We start from the raw sequence: 15,332 nt of genomic DNA, 5'->3' as shown, positions 1-15,332 counted from the left end.
CGGAGAAGTAAAATGAAGTTTGTTGATGAAGCGACGATTCTGGTCGTGGCAGGTGATGGCGGTAACGGTTGTGTCAGCTTCCGCCGTGAAAAATATATTCCACGTGGTGGCCCTGACGGCGGCGACGGCGGAGATGGCGGCGACGTGTGGCTTGAGGCGGATGAAAACCTCAACACGCTGATCGACTACCGCTTCGAAAAATCTTTCCGTGCAGAACGTGGCCAGAACGGTCAGAGCCGTGACTGTACCGGCAAGCGCGGTAAAGATGTGACCATTAAGGTGCCGGTCGGTACGCGCGTAATTGACCAGGGTACGGGCGAAACCATGGGCGATATGACCAAACACGGTCAGCGCCTGATGGTGGCAAAAGGCGGTTGGCACGGTCTGGGCAACAGCCGTTTTAAATCTTCCGTGAACCGTACGCCGCGTCAGAAAACGATGGGTACGCCGGGCGATAAGCGTGACCTGCAGCTGGAGCTGATGCTGCTGGCTGACGTGGGTATGCTGGGTATGCCAAATGCCGGTAAATCGACCTTTATTCGCGCGGTTTCTGCGGCGAAACCAAAAGTGGCGGACTATCCGTTTACCACGCTGGTGCCGAGCCTGGGCGTTGTTCGTATGGATAACGAGAAGAGCTTCGTGGTTGCCGACATTCCGGGGCTGATTGAAGGCGCAGCGGAAGGTGCCGGTCTGGGTATTCGCTTCCTGAAACACCTTGAGCGCTGTCGCGTGCTGCTGCACCTCATCGATATCGATCCTATCGACGGTTCCGATCCGGTTGAAAACGCGCGCATCATCATCGGTGAGCTGGAAAAATACAGCGAAAAACTGGCGAACAAACCTCGCTGGCTGGTCTTCAATAAGATTGACCTGATGGATAAAGCGGAAGCTGAAGCGAAAGCCAAAGCGATTGCTGAAGCGATGGGTTGGGAAGATAAATACTACCTGATTTCCGCAGCCAGCCAGGTTGGCGTGAAAGATCTCTGCTGGGACGTGATGACCTTCATCATTGAGAACCCAATCGTTCAGGCAGAAGAGGCGAAACAGCCAGAAAAAGTCGAATTTATGTGGGATGACTACCACCGCCAGCAGCTCGAAGAGCTGGAAGCTGAAGAAGAAGACGACTGGGATGATGATTGGGATGAAGACGACGAAGAAGGCGTCGAGTTCATCTACAAGCATTAATCAATGCGTGTAAAAAAGCCCCTCCTTGAGGGGCTTTTTTTATTCCAGCGTCGAAGGTAACCAGCAGCTGGCGATTAAGCCTCCGTCAGCACCGTTCTCCAGCGCTAAGCGGCCGCGATGGATCTGCACGATGCGTTGAACAATACTCAGTCCCAGGCCGCTGCCGCCGTAGCGCTGATCGAGCCGGCGGAACGGTTCGGTAATCGACTGCCGGTGTGCTTCATCAATTCCCGGTCCCTGATCGATGACGCTCACCAGCGTACCCTGTTCCTGCTCAGCGAGCTTCACCTCAATGGTTGTACCGGCAGGACTGTAGCGGGCGGCATTCTCGAGAAGATTCCTCAGCATCAGCCGCAGCAGTACGGGGTCTCCCTGAACCGTCAGCGGAACTTTCCCCGGCCAAATCACCGTGTGTTCTTTGCCTTCATGCCCGAGGCCTAGCGGCGCAATGATGTCGTCGCTCCAGTTGACGGTATCGTAATACCCGCTGGCCATCGCCTGCCCGGCGCGGGCAAGCATCAGCAGCTGCTCAACGGTGTGCATGAGCTGATCGATGCGGTTAATCAACGGGGCGGCCTGACTCACTCCTGACTGAGCCATGAGCTCCAGATGGAGCTTAATGCCTGCCAGGGGCGTGCGCAGCTCGTGGGCGGCATCCGCCGTGAAAAGGCGTTCCTGTTGGATAGTATGGTCCAGCCGTGCGAGAAGCTGGTTGAGGGACGCGGTAACCGCACCAATCTCTTCCATATCGGAGTACATGGGAAGGGGCGTCAGGTTATCAGCCGAGCGGTTCGCCAGGCTGGCGCGCAGCTTGTTAAGCGGACGGATAATCCAGCTCACCGCCCAGAACGAAAAGAGAAGCGTAAAGCCAACCATCACCAGAGAAGGGACCAGCAGCGAGGCGATGGCTTCGCGGATCTCTTTCTCTACGTGGTTATTGCGCGCTTTAGCCGACAGCGTTTCGTTCACCAGAAAACCAATTTGCTCTCGGCTTTCATGCCATAGCCAGATCACGCTTATCAGCTGGAAAAAAAGCAGAATGACCGCCAGCAAAACCATCAATCGCCGACGCATGCTGTTCATTTTTGGCTCTCCAGTCGATAGCCCACGCCGCGCACGGTTTTAATTCTGTCTTTACCGAGCTTGCGGCGCAGGTTATGGATATGCACTTCAAGCGTGTTTGAGCCCGGATCGTCCTGCCAGGAGTAGATGTCCTGCTGTAGGGTTTCACGGTGCACCGTTTGCCCGCTGCGCATGATGAGGCGCGTGAGCAGGGCGAACTCTTTTGGCGTGACTTCAACAGGCTGGGACTGGCGTAGCACCTGCTGGGTTTGCAGATTCAACGTAATATCGCCGTCAGTGACCAGGTTATCGCTATGGCCCTGATATCGGCGGATCAGCGCGCGGACGCGTGCCTGAAGCTCCGCAAGGGCGAACGGCTTCACGAGGTAGTCGTCCGCGCCGGAGTCGAGGCCGTTAATTCGATCTTCTATGGCATCGCGCGCCGTGAGGATCAGCACCGGATTTTCGACGCCGCGCCGACGCCACTGGCTGAGCTGCGTGGCGCCGTCTTTATCCGGCAGGCCTAAATCAAGGATCACCAGGCTGTACTCGCCGCTTTGGATGAGCGAATCCGCCTCTGCCGCCGTGGCGGCACAGTCGAGTGCATATCCTTCATTGGCTAGCGCCAGCGCTAGCCCTTCCTGCAATAACAGGTCGTCTTCGACGATAAGCAGTTTCATCGCTAGTTATTCTGGTAGATGTCCTTGTAAAGCCTGCTTTCGAAACGGACCAGCGGAATACGACGATTACGCTGGTCGGCCGGTTCGACCGCATAGCCGGAAAGATACTGTACGAATGCCATGCGTTGTCCGCTGGCCGTGGTAATAAAGCCTGCAAGGTTATATACGCCCTGCAGCGAGCCGGTCTTCGCGGAGACTTTGCCATCAACACCCGCGGCGTGAAGCCCGGCGCGGTACTGAAGGGAACCGTCATGTCCGGCAAGCGGCAGCATCGAAATAAAGTTTAGTTCAGTGTCGTGCTGAGCAATGTACTGAAGCACCTGCATCATGGTGGCGGGAGAGATTAAATTATGGCGAGACAGCCCGGAACCATCGACGGCAATCGTATTGCCAAGATCGATCCCTGCCTGCTGACGCAGGATCTGGCGAACGGCATCCGATCCTGCGCGCCACGTTCCCTGCACGCCGAAGCGCGCGTGTCCAACCATGCGAAACACCGTATCGGCAATCATATTGTCCGATTTTTTCAGCATAATCCTAAGGAGATCGTGCAGGGGCGCTGACTGCTTAGTCGCGATCACCGTGCCCGGTTCATTAACCTGCGTCTGGCGCAGCAGCGAGCCGGAGTAAGTAATTCCCGCCTGCTTCAGCTCATCTTTCAGAATGGCTCCGGCATAGCCCGCACCGTCCTGAATGGCGAAGGCCAGCGGCAGCGGATCGGCGCGCTGCGTCAGGCAGCCCGTGAGCGTGTAGCGGTTAAGATCGCCCGGTACGACGTCCAGCTCGCAGTACTGAGCGTCCGGCGAGCCTTTTGCCAGCGTACGTACCTGGCTAAACATCGTGACGGGGTAATAGGAGGCCACGCGAATAAACGCCAGGTCATTCGGTTTCGGCGCGCTGTACAGCGAAACGGAGAAACAGTTGCGATCAACAATAGCCGCAGCTGGCGGTGCGCTAAAGCACTGCGTCATGTCGTTCCAGGGCCAACCGGGGGCTTTATCATGGCTGGCGAAAATGGAGGTGTCGATCAGCACGTTGCCATCGATCCTCAGTACGCCAGATTTTTTTAGCACCGCCACCATGTTGCGGATATCCTGGCGCTTAAAGGTTGGATCGCCGCCAAACCGGGCGATAAGGTCGCCTTTCAGTTCACCGCCGTCGACGCTGCCTTTGGTCTCAAGGGTGGTGGTAAAACGGAAGTCGGGCCCGAGCTGTAACAGGGCGGCGAGCGCAGTGATGACCTTCTGAGTACTGGCAGGCAGGGCCATCTGTTGACTGTGATAGTCAATCTCTGGAGTCTGTGCGCCAACTTTCTGCACCATGAGTGCGAGGTTCGCGCCAGCGGGCAGCTGATTTATATACTCATCAACATTCGCGGCCTGAACGCTGAACGTGATACTGGTAGTCAATCCGATGATAAATCTGGAAAATCGCATAGTCTCGCGCTAACAACCCGAAAACAAACCGTCATACTACGGTGCATGGCACTGCAAAGTAAACGATGACCCATAGTGAACTTCGCGGTAAAATGCGTATCAAATTGAAAAATTGCTGCTGACCTGGGGCTTTGCTCCCGGGTCGGTTTTCTTTTTGCTTCTGGCCCGCTCATGGTTCGATGTACGTGGGAACAGGGGCCGGAGCAGGTGATGCTGCTCCCAACAGGAATGTTCAAGAGGTATAACAAATGCAAGCTATTCCGATGACCTTACGTGGTGCCGAAAAACTGCGCGAAGAGCTGGATTTTCTGAAATCCGTACGTCGCCCTGAAATCATCGCCGCTATCGCGGATGCGCGCGAGCATGGCGACCTGAAAGAGAACGCTGAATACCACGCCGCGCGCGAGCAGCAGGGTTTCTGCGAAGGACGAATTAAAGATATCGAAGCGAAACTGTCCAATGCGCAGGTTATCGATATCACTAAGATGCCAAACAATGGTCGCGTGATCTTCGGTTCTACCGTCACCGTGCTGAATTTAGACAATGACGAAGAGCAGACTTACCGCATTGTGGGCGACGATGAGGCCGACTTTAAGCAAAACCTGATCTCGGTGAATTCCCCGATTGCGCGTGGCCTGATCGGTAAAGAACAGGACGACGTTGTGGTGATTCGCACGCCAGGCGGCGAAGTAGAGTACGAAATTATCAAGGTTGAGTACCTGTAATTCGCCTCTCTGCTAAGATGTTGATACATTGTAAAGAAAAGAAAAAGGCCGCGTAGCGGCCTTTTATCAACTCAAGGAGCATGGCATTTTGCTCCCCTGCTAAAGAAAAACCCCTCGTTTTACACAGAAAACGTGTTTAATTCAGGATATCCTTAGCGAGGTAGCGAGATTTTACGCTCTTTAGATGGGCGATAGAGCACCAGCGTTTTACCGATGACCTGTACGTTACAGGCACCGGTTTCACGCACGATGGCTTCCACGATCAGGTTTTTAGTGTCTCTGTCTTCAGAGGCGATTTTCACCTTGATCAGCTCGTGGTGCTCCAGCGCTTGTTCAATCTCGGCGAGCACCCCTTCGGTCAAACCATTGTTGCCAAGCATGACTACAGGCTTGAGCGGATGTGCCAGACCTTTAAGGTGCTGTTTTTGTTTAGTACTCAGATTCATCGTATATTTTTGCTTACGTTGGGATTGAAAACGGTTCATTCTACCGCCATCTCCCTTATATCGCCAAATAGCTGCGTAGAAATTTACGTCACAGGCAAGCAACGATGAACCAGGACGGAAATGTTAAATGACAGGTAAAAAGCGTTCTGCCAGCTCCAGCCGCTGGCTTCAGGAACACTTTAGCGATAAATATGTTCAGCAGGCGCAGAAAAAGGGGTTACGTTCCCGCGCCTGGTTTAAACTTGATGAAATACAGCAAAGTGACAAACTTTTTAAACCGGGGATGACGGTAGTCGATCTCGGTGCAGCACCCGGAGGATGGTCCCAATACGCAGTGACACAAATTGGCGGAGCGGGGCGCATCATCGCATGCGATCTTTTACCAATGGATCCTATCGTTGGCGTTGATTTCCTTCAGGGCGATTTTCGTGATGAATTAGTGCTGAAAGCGTTACTCGATCGCGTGGGTGACAATAAAGTTCAGGTTGTCATGTCCGATATGGCGCCAAATATGTGCGGAACACCGGCGGTGGATATCCCCCGCGCCATGTATCTGGTGGAATTGGCGTTAGAAATGTGTCGAGATGTACTGGCGCCAGGTGGTAGTTTTGTAGTGAAGGTGTTCCAGGGCGAAGGTTTCGAGGAGTATCTAAAGGAAATTCGCTCCCTGTTTACGAAGGTCAAAGTTCGTAAGCCGGACTCTTCCCGGGCTCGTTCTCGTGAAGTGTATATTGTAGCGACCGGGCGTAAACCATAACCGGCAGATTTCAAACGAAAGTTTGAATGAAACTGGATATAGAGTATCCTGACGCTGTTTTTAACACAGTTGTAATATGAGGTTAATCCCTTGAGTGACATGGCGAAAAACCTAATACTCTGGCTGGTCATTGCCGTTGTGCTGATGTCAGTATTCCAGAGCTTTGGGCCCAGCGAGTCGAATGGCCGCAAGGTGGATTATTCTACCTTCCTGCAAGAGGTCAACCAGGACCAGGTTCGCGAAGCGCGTATCAACGGACGTGAGATCAACGTTACCAAGAAAGATAGTAACCGTTACACGACCTATATTCCGGTGAACGATCCTAAGCTGCTTGATAACCTTCTGACCAAAAACGTCAAAGTGGTCGGTGAGCCGCCAGAAGAACCAAGCCTGCTGGCTTCAATCTTCATTTCCTGGTTCCCGATGCTGCTGCTGATCGGCGTCTGGATCTTCTTTATGCGCCAGATGCAGGGCGGCGGTGGCAAAGGTGCCATGTCGTTCGGTAAGAGCAAGGCGCGCATGCTGACGGAAGACCAGATCAAAACCACGTTTGCTGACGTCGCAGGCTGTGACGAAGCGAAAGAAGAGGTTGCCGAACTGGTTGAATACTTGCGTGAGCCGAGCCGTTTCCAGAAGCTGGGCGGTAAAATCCCGAAAGGCGTGCTGATGGTTGGCCCTCCGGGGACCGGTAAAACCCTGCTGGCGAAAGCCATCGCGGGTGAAGCGAAGGTGCCGTTCTTTACTATTTCAGGTTCTGACTTCGTTGAAATGTTCGTGGGTGTCGGTGCATCTCGTGTGCGTGACATGTTCGAACAGGCCAAAAAGGCAGCGCCGTGCATTATCTTCATCGATGAAATTGACGCCGTAGGCCGCCAGCGTGGCGCAGGCCTGGGCGGTGGTCACGATGAGCGTGAACAAACGCTGAACCAGATGCTGGTTGAAATGGATGGCTTCGAAGGTAACGAAGGTATTATCGTTATCGCGGCGACTAACCGTCCTGACGTACTTGACCCTGCGCTGCTGCGTCCAGGCCGTTTCGACCGTCAGGTTGTGGTTGGTCTGCCGGATGTTCGCGGTCGTGAACAGATTCTGAAAGTCCATATGCGTCGCGTACCGCTGTCTCCGGACATCGATGCAGCGATCATTGCGCGCGGTACGCCGGGCTTCTCTGGTGCTGACCTGGCTAACCTGGTTAACGAAGCGGCGCTGTTTGCTGCTCGCGGCAACAAGCGCGTCGTGTCCATGGTTGAGTTCGAGAAAGCAAAAGACAAAATCATGATGGGTGCGGAACGTCGCTCCATGGTGATGACGGAAGCGCAGAAAGAGTCCACGGCATATCACGAAGCCGGTCACGCGATTATTGGTCGTCTGGTGCCGGAACACGATCCGGTGCATAAAGTGACGATTATCCCGCGCGGTCGTGCGCTGGGCGTAACGTTCTTCCTGCCTGAAGGCGATGCAATCAGCGCCAGCCGTCAGAAGCTGGAAAGCCAGATTTCAACCCTCTACGGCGGTCGTCTGGCAGAAGAGATTATCTACGGTGTAGAACACGTTTCGACCGGTGCGTCCAACGATATTAAAGTGGCGACTAACCTGGCGCGTAACATGGTGACCCAGTGGGGCTTCTCCGACAAACTCGGTCCGCTGCTGTACGCAGAGGAAGAGGGCGAAGTATTCCTGGGCCGCTCTGTGGCGAAGGCGAAACATATGTCCGATGAGACTGCACGTATCATCGACCAGGAAGTGAAAGCGCTTATCGAACGTAACTACGCTCGTGCACGTCAGATCCTGAACGACAATATGGACATTCTGCATTCGATGAAAGATGCGCTCATGAAGTATGAGACCATCGATGCACCGCAGATTGACGACCTGATGGCTCGCCGCGAAGTGCGTCCGCCAGCAGGCTGGGAAGATCCAGGCGCTTCCAACAATTCTGACAATAATGGCACCCCGCGTGCGCCGCGTCCGGTTGATGAACCGCGTACGCCAAACCCGGGCAACACCATGTCAGAACAGTTGGGCGATAAGTAAGCCACTGCTGTTGAAACGTTTGTCTGTACCTCAAACCCTGGAGCTTGCTCCGGGGTTTTTCATTTCTGTAAAACCATATCATTACCAGGGATTTTGCCATGAAACTATTCGCCCAGGATTCGCATCTCGATCTCTCACATCCCCATGTGATGGGTATCCTGAACGTTACGCCTGATTCATTTTCTGACGGCGGCACGCATAACACGCTCATCGAGGCGGTTAAGCACGCTAATTTAATGATCAACGCGGGCGCCACCATTATCGATGTTGGCGGCGAATCAACGCGTCCAGGCGCGGCGGAAGTTTCTGTGGAAGAAGAGTTGGCCCGCGTGGTGCCTGTGGTTGAAGCTATCGCACAGCGGTTTGAGGTGTGGATTTCTGTCGATACGTCCAAACCGGAAGTGATTCGTGAGGTGGCGAGAGTGGGTGCTCACATCATAAACGACATTCGCTCTCTCACCGAGCCCGGCGCCCTTGAGGCAGCTGCGGAGACCGGGCTGCCGGTTTGCCTGATGCACATGCAGGGGCAGCCCAAAACTATGCAGGAAGCGCCAAAGTATGCTGATGTCTTCACCGACGTAAATCGCTTCTTTATTGACCATATTGCACGCTGCGAGCGTGCTGGTATCCCAAAAGAGAAATTGCTGCTCGACCCGGGATTCGGTTTCGGTAAAAATCTCTCTCACAACTATGAGCTGCTTGCGCGCCTGTCAGAATTTCATCATTTCGGTCTGCCGCTGCTGGTGGGGATGTCGAGAAAGTCGATGATTGGGCAGTTGCTGAACGTCGGGCCAGGCGAACGCCTGAGCGGGAGCCTGGCCTGTGCAGTGATTGCGGCGATGCAGGGAGCACACATTATCCGTGTCCATGACGTCAAAGAAACAGTAGAAGCCATGCGCGTGGTGGAAGCCACGCTGGCTGCGAAGGAAAACAAACGCTATGAGTAATCGTAAATATTTTGGTACCGATGGTATCCGTGGGCGCGTAGGCGATGCTCCGATCACCCCTGATTTCGTTCTGAAGCTCGGCTGGGCTGCGGGCAAGGTTTTGGCACGTCACGGATCGCGTAAGATTATCATTGGTAAAGACACCCGCATTTCAGGCTATATGCTGGAGTCCGCGCTGGAAGCGGGCCTGGCCGCGGCAGGCCTTTCCGCTTCGTTTACCGGCCCAATGCCAACGCCTGCCGTGGCGTATTTGACACGCACTTTCCGCGCCGAAGCGGGCATTGTCATCTCAGCTTCTCACAACCCGTTCTATGACAACGGTATCAAATTCTTCTCCATCGATGGCACCAAGCTGCCGGACGAAGTTGAAGAGGCCATTGAAGCCGAGATGGAAAAAGAGATTACCTGCGTCGATTCCGCCGAACTGGGGAAAGCCAATCGTATCGTTGATGCGGCAGGCCGCTATATTGAATTTTGCAAAGGGACTTTCCCGAACGAGCTTAGCCTTGCCCACCTGAAAATTGTGGTGGACTGCGCAAACGGCGCGACCTACCACATCGCCCCTAACGTGTTCCGCGAGCTGGGCGCAAAAGTGATTACCATTGGCTGCGAGCCGGATGGCCTGAATATCAACGAAGAAGTGGGCGCAACCGACGTTCGCGCACTTCAGGCGCGCGTGCTGGCGGAAAAAGCCGATCTGGGGATCGCCCTGGACGGCGACGGGGACCGCGTGATCATGGTTGACCATGAGGGAAATAAGGTCGATGGCGATCAGATCCTCTATATCATCGCGCGTGAAGGGCTGCGTCAGGGCCAGCTGCGCGGCGGTGCTGTTGGCACGTTGATGAGCAACATGGGCCTTGAGCTGGCGCTGAAACAGCTCGGCATCCCGTTTGTGCGTGCGAAAGTGGGTGACCGCTACGTGCTGGAAAAACTTCAGGAGAAGGGCTGGCGCATCGGCGCGGAAAACTCGGGCCACGTGATCCTGCTTGATAAAACCACCACCGGTGACGGCATTGTGGCGGGCCTTCAGGTTGTCGCGGCGATGGCGCGCAACCACATGAGCCTGCACGATCTGTGCAGCGGCATGAAGATGTTCCCGCAAATTCTGGTGAACGTGCGCTTTACCGCTGGCAAAGGCGATCCGCTGGAAGATGCAAATGTGAAGGCAGTGATGGCGGATGTCGAAGCTACGCTGGGTTCACGCGGGCGCGTTCTGCTGCGCAAGTCAGGCACCGAGCCCCTCATCCGCGTCATGGTTGAGGGTGAGGATGAAGCGCAGGTGACAGAATTAGCGCATCGCATTGCCGATGCGGTAAAAGCTGCATAAGTTTTCATTTTAAGTGTTTAAAAAGGCGGCGCTTGCCGCCTTACTTTTAAGCATTTAATGGCTTTTTGCTGTTTTTTTCCGCAGTTGATACAATGCGTCAAAAATGCCCTTGCGAAGGTGATTCGCTTTGGTTAGTATTCACACCCGCTTCAGTGGGAAACACGAAATCCTGCTAATTGGTCGAAGCATTGGTATGCGGCAAATCCGCAAGGAACAGGTTGATTATGTACGAAGCTCTTTTAGTTATTTTCCTTATTGTAGCCATCGCTCTCGTAGCGCTGATCATGCTGCAGCAAGGTAAAGGCGCTGATATGGGAGCCTCTTTCGGAGCAGGCGCTTCCGGTACGCTGTTTGGTTCAAGTGGTTCTGCGAACTTCATGACCCGCACAACGGCGATTCTGGCTACGCTGTTCTTCATCATCAGTCTGGTGCTTGGCAATATCAACAGCAACAAGACCAGCAAAGGAAGCGAGTGGGAAAATCTGAGCGCGCCAGCGAAAACTGAGCAAACTCAGCCAGCTGCACCGGCTAAGCCGACCAGCGATATCCCACACTAAGTCTCTGTACCGAGGTGGTGGAATTGGTAGACACGCTACCTTGAGGTGGTAGTGCCCTAACGGGCTTGTGGGTTCGAGTCCCATCCTCGGTACCAATATTCCAGAAAAAAGACGTCGAAAGACGTCTTTTTTTTCGTCTGTATATCGTGTGTTTTCGATCTTTAGTAGGGGTGAGCGCTGCGCTTACCGGGCCTACGAAAAACCCAATAAAAAAGGCGTCCATCGGACGCCTTTTACACTTCACATTAGCGATTACTTCTTATCGCTATGTTCCAGGTTTTCAACCTGCGGAAGGCCGTTACCGGAGCTGGCAGAGAGCAGGCCGTTTTCAACATAGTTGAACAGCTTCTCACGGGTATCGGTGATGTCCAGGTTACGCATGGTCAGCTGGCCAATACGGTCATCCGGAGAAAATACTGAATCACCTTTCTCCATCGTCAGGCGCTCTGCCTTGTAGGTCAGGTTGTCCGACACCGTATTCAGAATGGAGTAGTCGTTACCGCGACGCAGTTCCAGCGTCACTTCACCGGTAATCGCGCTTGCCACCCAGCGCTGCAGCGCATCACGCAGCATCAGCGCCTGTGGATCGAACCAGCGACCCTGATACAGCAGTTTGCCCAGCTGACGACCGTGGGAGTGATATTGTTCAATGGTGTCTTCGTTGTGAATACCGGTGAGCAGGCGTTCGTAAGCAATATGCAGCAGCGCCATCCCAGGGGCTTCGTAGATGCCGCGGCTTTTCGCTTCGATAATACGGTTTTCAATCTGGTCGCTCATTCCCAGTCCGTGGCGACCGCCGATGCGGTTAGCTTCCAGCATCAGCTCAACGTCGTCAGAGAAGGTTTTGCCGTTCAGCGCAACAGGGTGACCGCGTTCGAAACGCACGGTGACTTCTTCCGCCTGAATTTTGACGTTTTCATCCCAGAACTTCACGCCCATGATCGGGTTAACGATCTTCACGCTGGAGTTGAGGAACTCGAGGTCTTTTGCCTCGTGCGTCGCACCCAGCATGTTGGAGTCCGTAGAGTAGGCTTTCTCGACGGACATCTTGTAGTCGAAGCCGCAGGCAATCATAAATTCAGACATCTCATGACGGCCACCCAGCTCGTCGATGAAGTCAGTATCCAGCCACGGCTTGTAAATCTGCAGCTCGGCGTTGGTCAGCAGGCCGTAACGATAGAAACGTTCAATATCATTGCCTTTATAGGTGCTGCCGTCGCCCCAGATATTCACGCCATCTTCTTTCATTGCCGCAACCAGCATGGTGCCCGTTACCGCACGGCCCAGCGGCGTGGTGTTGAAATAGGTCAGGCCGCCGGTGGTGTTATGGAACGCACCGCACTGAATAGCCGCAATGCCTTCGGCAACCAGCTGCTTACGGCAATCAATCAAGCGCGCGTTCTCTGCGCCATACTCCATGGCACGACGAGGAATGGCGTCATAATCGTCCTCATCCGGCTGACCCAGGTTCGCAGTATATGCATAAGGAACCGCTCCCTTTTGGCGCATCCACAGCAGTGCAGCGCTGGTATCCAGGCCGCCAGAAAAAGCGATGCCAATACGTTGTCCAACCGGGAGATGCTTGAGAATCGTCGTCATAAATTAAAACCCTGCTTGATTGACTGATAAGAGACCGCTTTCGCTCTCGATGCATGTTTATGCAAAATAAGTGAGTATTCATTTAATCATCTTTTATCGATGACCGAAAGAGACTCGTGCGTTTTTTGTAAAAATTTCCCTCTGTTTACTCTCCCGGAAGTTGGGTTGACAGAGAGGGGTCACTATCAATATACTGAACGCCGATTTAACGTCCCGTCTTCGGTACCAAATCCCAGCATTATTTGCAAATTCTGACCAAAACGCGTAGAATTTGCCACGTTTCAGGCGCGGGGTGGAGCAGCCTGGTAGCTCGTCGGGCTCATAACCCGAAGGTCGTCGGTTCAAATCCGGCCCCCGCAACCACTTTCCCATTAAGTTCTTTTTCAAATATACTGTGAAGACGTTGAGCCTTCGTAGCTGGATTTGAAAAAATGCTTACGGAGAGTGCTCCAGGCCACAGTTGTGGCTATAGGGTTCAGTTATCTAAAGCCCCGATTTATCGGGGTTTTTTGTTATCTGACTACAGAATAACTGGGCTTTACGCCCTTTTTTTATGTCTTGGGGGTGGGCTTGTCCACATTAGAGCAAAAATTAACAGAGATGATTACTGCACCAGTCGAAGCACTGGGCTACGAACTGGTCGGCATCGAATTTGTTCGCGGCCGTACATCGACGCTGCGCATCTATATTGATAGTGAAGATGGCATCAATGTTGATGATTGTGCTGATGTTAGCCACCAGGTGAGTGCGGTTCTTGATGTTGAAGACCCAATTACCGTTGCGTACAACCTGGAAGTTTCCTCACCTGGCCTCGATCGTCCGATGTTCACGGCCGAGCACTATGTGCGCTTCACCGGTGAAGAAGTGGCTCTCGTTCTGCGTATGGCCGTACAGAACCGCCGTAAATGGCAGGGAATAATCAAAGCCGTTGATGGTGAAATGATCACGTTAACAGTCGAAGGCAAAGATGAAGTGTTCGCGCTGAGTAATATCCAGAAGGCGAACCTGGTTCCCCACTTTTAACAGTCTGGATTGAGGTGAAAAGCCCGCGATGAACAAAGAAATTTTGGCTGTTGTTGAAGCCGTCTCCAATGAGAAATCACTGCCGCGTGAGAAGATTTTCGAAGCGCTGGAAAGTGCACTGGCTACAGCAACCAAGAAAAAATATGAACAAGAGATCGATGTTCGCGTAGAAATCGATCGTAAAAGCGGTGACTTCGATACATTCCGTCGCTGGGTTATCGTAGAAGAAGTGACTCAGCCGACCAAAGAGATCACGCTGGAAGCAGCGCGTTTCGAAGACGAAAGCCTGAACGTTGGCGAGTACGTTGAAGATCAGATTGAATCTGTCACCTTTGACCGTATCACCACGCAGACCGCGAAACAGGTTATCGTTCAGAAAGTCCGTGAAGCCGAGCGCGCGCTGGTTGTCGATCAGTTCCGCGATCAGGAAGGCGAAATCGTCACCGGCGTAGTGAAAAAAGTGAACCGCGACAATATCTCTCTGGAACTGAAATCCGAAGGGATGCCGGGAAGCGCTGAAGCGGTGATTCAGCGTGAAGACATGCTGCCGCGTGAAAACTTCCGCCCGGGCGACCGTATTCGCGGCGTTCTGTATGCCGTTCGCCCTGAAGCGCGTGGTGCGCAGCTGTTCGTCACCCGTGCTAAACCCGAAATGCTGATTGAGCTCTTCCGTATCGAAGTACCGGAAATCGGCGAAGAAGTTATTGAAATCAAAGCGGCTGCGCGCGATCCAGGATCTCGTGCGAAAATCGCGGTTAAAACGAACGACAAGCGTATCGACCCGGTCGGTGCTTGCGTCGGTATGCGCGGTGCGCGCGTTCAGGCGGTTTCTACCGAGCTGGGCGGCGAGCGTATTGATATCGTTCTGTGGGACGATAACCCGGCGCAGTTTGTCATTAATGCTATGGCTCCAGCGGATGTGGCGTCAATCGTTGTTGACGAAGACAAGCACACCATGGACATCGCTGTTGAAGCGGGCAACCTGGCGCAGGCGATCGGCCGTAACGGTCAGAACGTACGTCTGGCGTCACAGCTGAGCGGCTGGGAACTCAACGTCATGACCGTTGACGACCTGCAGGCTAAGCATCAGGCGGAAGCCCATGCCGCGATTGATACCTTCACCAAATACCTGGACATTGACGAAGATTTCGCCACCGTTCTGGTTGAAGAAGGTTTCTCTACGCTGGAAGAACTGGCCTACGTGCCAATGAAAGAGCTGCTGGAAATTGACGGTCTGGATGAACCAACCGTTGAAGCCCTGCGTGAACGCGCTAAAAACGCACTGACCACCCTGGCGCTGGCTCAGGAAGAAAGCCTTGGCGATAACAAGCCGGCTGATGACCTGCTGAATCTGGAAGGTCTTGATCGTGCGATTGCGTTCAAGCTGGCTGCCCGTGGTGTTTGTACGCTGGAAGATCTCGCTGAGCAAGGCGTTGATGACCTGGCTGATATCGAAGGTTTAACCGACGAGAAAGCCGGCGAGCTCATCATGGCCGCACGTAATATTTGCTGGTTCGGCGACGAAGCGTAATAAACTGTAGCAGGAAGGAA

The 15,332-nt window shown here is 53.7% G+C and carries 14 protein-coding genes and 2 tRNA genes; 11 read left to right on the top strand and 5 right to left on the bottom strand.

Annotated elements, in window-relative coordinates; genetic code table 11:
• The first annotated feature begins 12 nt into the window (after positions 1-12).
• Entirely contained in the window at positions 13-1,185 is a 1,173-nt protein-coding gene (gene cgtA / locus V1599_RS00185; RefSeq protein WP_112010898.1) for an Obg family GTPase CgtA, read from the top strand.
• A 39-nt stretch (positions 1,186-1,224) separates the two neighbouring features.
• Here the strand turns inward: cgtA and pmrB are convergent, their stop codons facing one another.
• Genes pmrB through dacB form a run of 3 tightly spaced genes read right to left on the bottom strand, consistent with a single transcriptional unit; the run spans position 1,225 to position 4,363 of the window.
• Entirely contained in the window at positions 1,225-2,268 is a 1,044-nt protein-coding gene (gene pmrB / locus V1599_RS00180) for a two-component system sensor histidine kinase PmrB (protein ID WP_395300852.1), read from the bottom strand.
• Positions 2,265-2,927: a two-component system response regulator PmrA gene (pmrA, locus tag V1599_RS00175; protein ID WP_112010896.1), complete on the bottom strand. Its 663-nt coding sequence runs from the start codon at positions 2,925-2,927 to the stop codon at positions 2,265-2,267. The genes pmrB and pmrA overlap by 4 nt, the downstream gene beginning before the upstream one ends.
• Before the next feature lie 2 nt (positions 2,928-2,929).
• Positions 2,930-4,363, bottom strand: coding sequence for a serine-type D-Ala-D-Ala carboxypeptidase (gene dacB, locus V1599_RS00170; RefSeq protein ID WP_395300851.1), 1,434 nt, complete (start codon positions 4,361-4,363; stop codon positions 2,930-2,932).
• 248 nt (positions 4,364-4,611) lie between these two features.
• Between dacB and greA the strand changes: the two genes are divergently transcribed.
• Positions 4,612-5,088 (top strand): transcription elongation factor GreA, encoded by a 477-nt coding sequence (greA, locus tag V1599_RS00165; protein WP_112010894.1) that lies wholly within the window; start codon positions 4,612-4,614, stop codon positions 5,086-5,088.
• A gap of 152 nt (positions 5,089-5,240) precedes the next feature.
• Here greA and yhbY read toward each other — a convergent pair whose 3' ends face one another.
• The gene (gene yhbY, locus V1599_RS00160; RefSeq protein WP_003861814.1) at positions 5,241-5,534 is read right to left on the bottom strand and encodes a ribosome assembly RNA-binding protein YhbY; all 294 of its coding nucleotides are present in this window, start codon (positions 5,532-5,534) and stop codon (positions 5,241-5,243) included.
• Positions 5,535-5,661: 127 nt separating this feature from the next.
• Here yhbY and rlmE point away from each other — a divergent pair, with 127 nt between their 5' ends.
• From rlmE to V1599_RS00130, 6 genes are all read left to right on the top strand, one after another.
• The gene (rlmE, locus tag V1599_RS00155) at positions 5,662-6,291 is read left to right on the top strand and encodes a 23S rRNA (uridine(2552)-2'-O)-methyltransferase RlmE (protein WP_112010893.1); all 630 of its coding nucleotides are present in this window, start codon (positions 5,662-5,664) and stop codon (positions 6,289-6,291) included.
• A 99-nt stretch (positions 6,292-6,390) separates the two neighbouring features.
• Positions 6,391-8,325, top strand: a complete 1,935-nt coding sequence (gene ftsH, locus V1599_RS00150; protein WP_112010892.1) for an ATP-dependent zinc metalloprotease FtsH — start codon at positions 6,391-6,393, stop codon at positions 8,323-8,325.
• A 98-nt stretch (positions 8,326-8,423) separates the two neighbouring features.
• Positions 8,424-9,272, top strand: coding sequence for a dihydropteroate synthase (gene folP / locus V1599_RS00145; RefSeq protein ID WP_112010891.1), 849 nt, complete (start codon positions 8,424-8,426; stop codon positions 9,270-9,272).
• Complete coding sequence (glmM, locus tag V1599_RS00140; protein ID WP_112010890.1) at positions 9,265-10,602, top strand: phosphoglucosamine mutase; 1,338 nt, start codon at positions 9,265-9,267, stop codon at positions 10,600-10,602. Before folP ends, glmM begins: the two co-directional genes overlap by 8 nt.
• Positions 10,603-10,826: 224 nt before the next feature.
• A complete protein-coding gene (gene secG, locus V1599_RS00135; RefSeq protein WP_023333590.1) occupies positions 10,827-11,159 on the top strand; it encodes a preprotein translocase subunit SecG in 333 nt (110 codons plus the stop codon).
• A gap of 8 nt (positions 11,160-11,167) precedes the next feature.
• Positions 11,168-11,254: transfer RNA gene (locus V1599_RS00130), tRNA-Leu, on the top strand.
• A 157-nt stretch (positions 11,255-11,411) separates the two neighbouring features.
• On the opposite strand, the gene argG is transcribed toward V1599_RS00130, so the two are convergent.
• Positions 11,412-12,758 (bottom strand): argininosuccinate synthase, encoded by a 1,347-nt coding sequence (gene argG / locus V1599_RS00125; RefSeq protein WP_395300850.1) that lies wholly within the window; start codon positions 12,756-12,758, stop codon positions 11,412-11,414.
• A gap of 286 nt (positions 12,759-13,044) precedes the next feature.
• Here argG and V1599_RS00120 point away from each other — a divergent pair.
• The 3 genes from V1599_RS00120 to nusA all read left to right on the top strand — a co-directional run bounded on the left by V1599_RS00120 (position 13,045) and on the right by nusA (position 15,312).
• Positions 13,045-13,121: transfer RNA gene (locus V1599_RS00120), tRNA-Met, on the top strand.
• A gap of 207 nt (positions 13,122-13,328) precedes the next feature.
• Positions 13,329-13,781, top strand: a complete 453-nt coding sequence (gene rimP / locus V1599_RS00115; protein ID WP_146745759.1) for a ribosome maturation factor RimP — start codon at positions 13,329-13,331, stop codon at positions 13,779-13,781.
• Between the two features lie 28 nt (positions 13,782-13,809).
• The gene (nusA, locus tag V1599_RS00110) at positions 13,810-15,312 is read left to right on the top strand and encodes a transcription termination factor NusA (protein WP_112010887.1); all 1,503 of its coding nucleotides are present in this window, start codon (positions 13,810-13,812) and stop codon (positions 15,310-15,312) included.
• Positions 15,313-15,332: the final 20 nt, after the last annotated feature.

Origin of the sequence: Enterobacter sp. ECC-175, from assembly GCF_043968675.1 — a bacterium.
Lineage (GTDB): Bacteria > Pseudomonadota > Gammaproteobacteria > Enterobacterales > Enterobacteriaceae > Enterobacter.
Note: the sequence above shows the minus strand (reverse complement) of the source record. Positions and strands in the feature narration are given on the sequence as shown.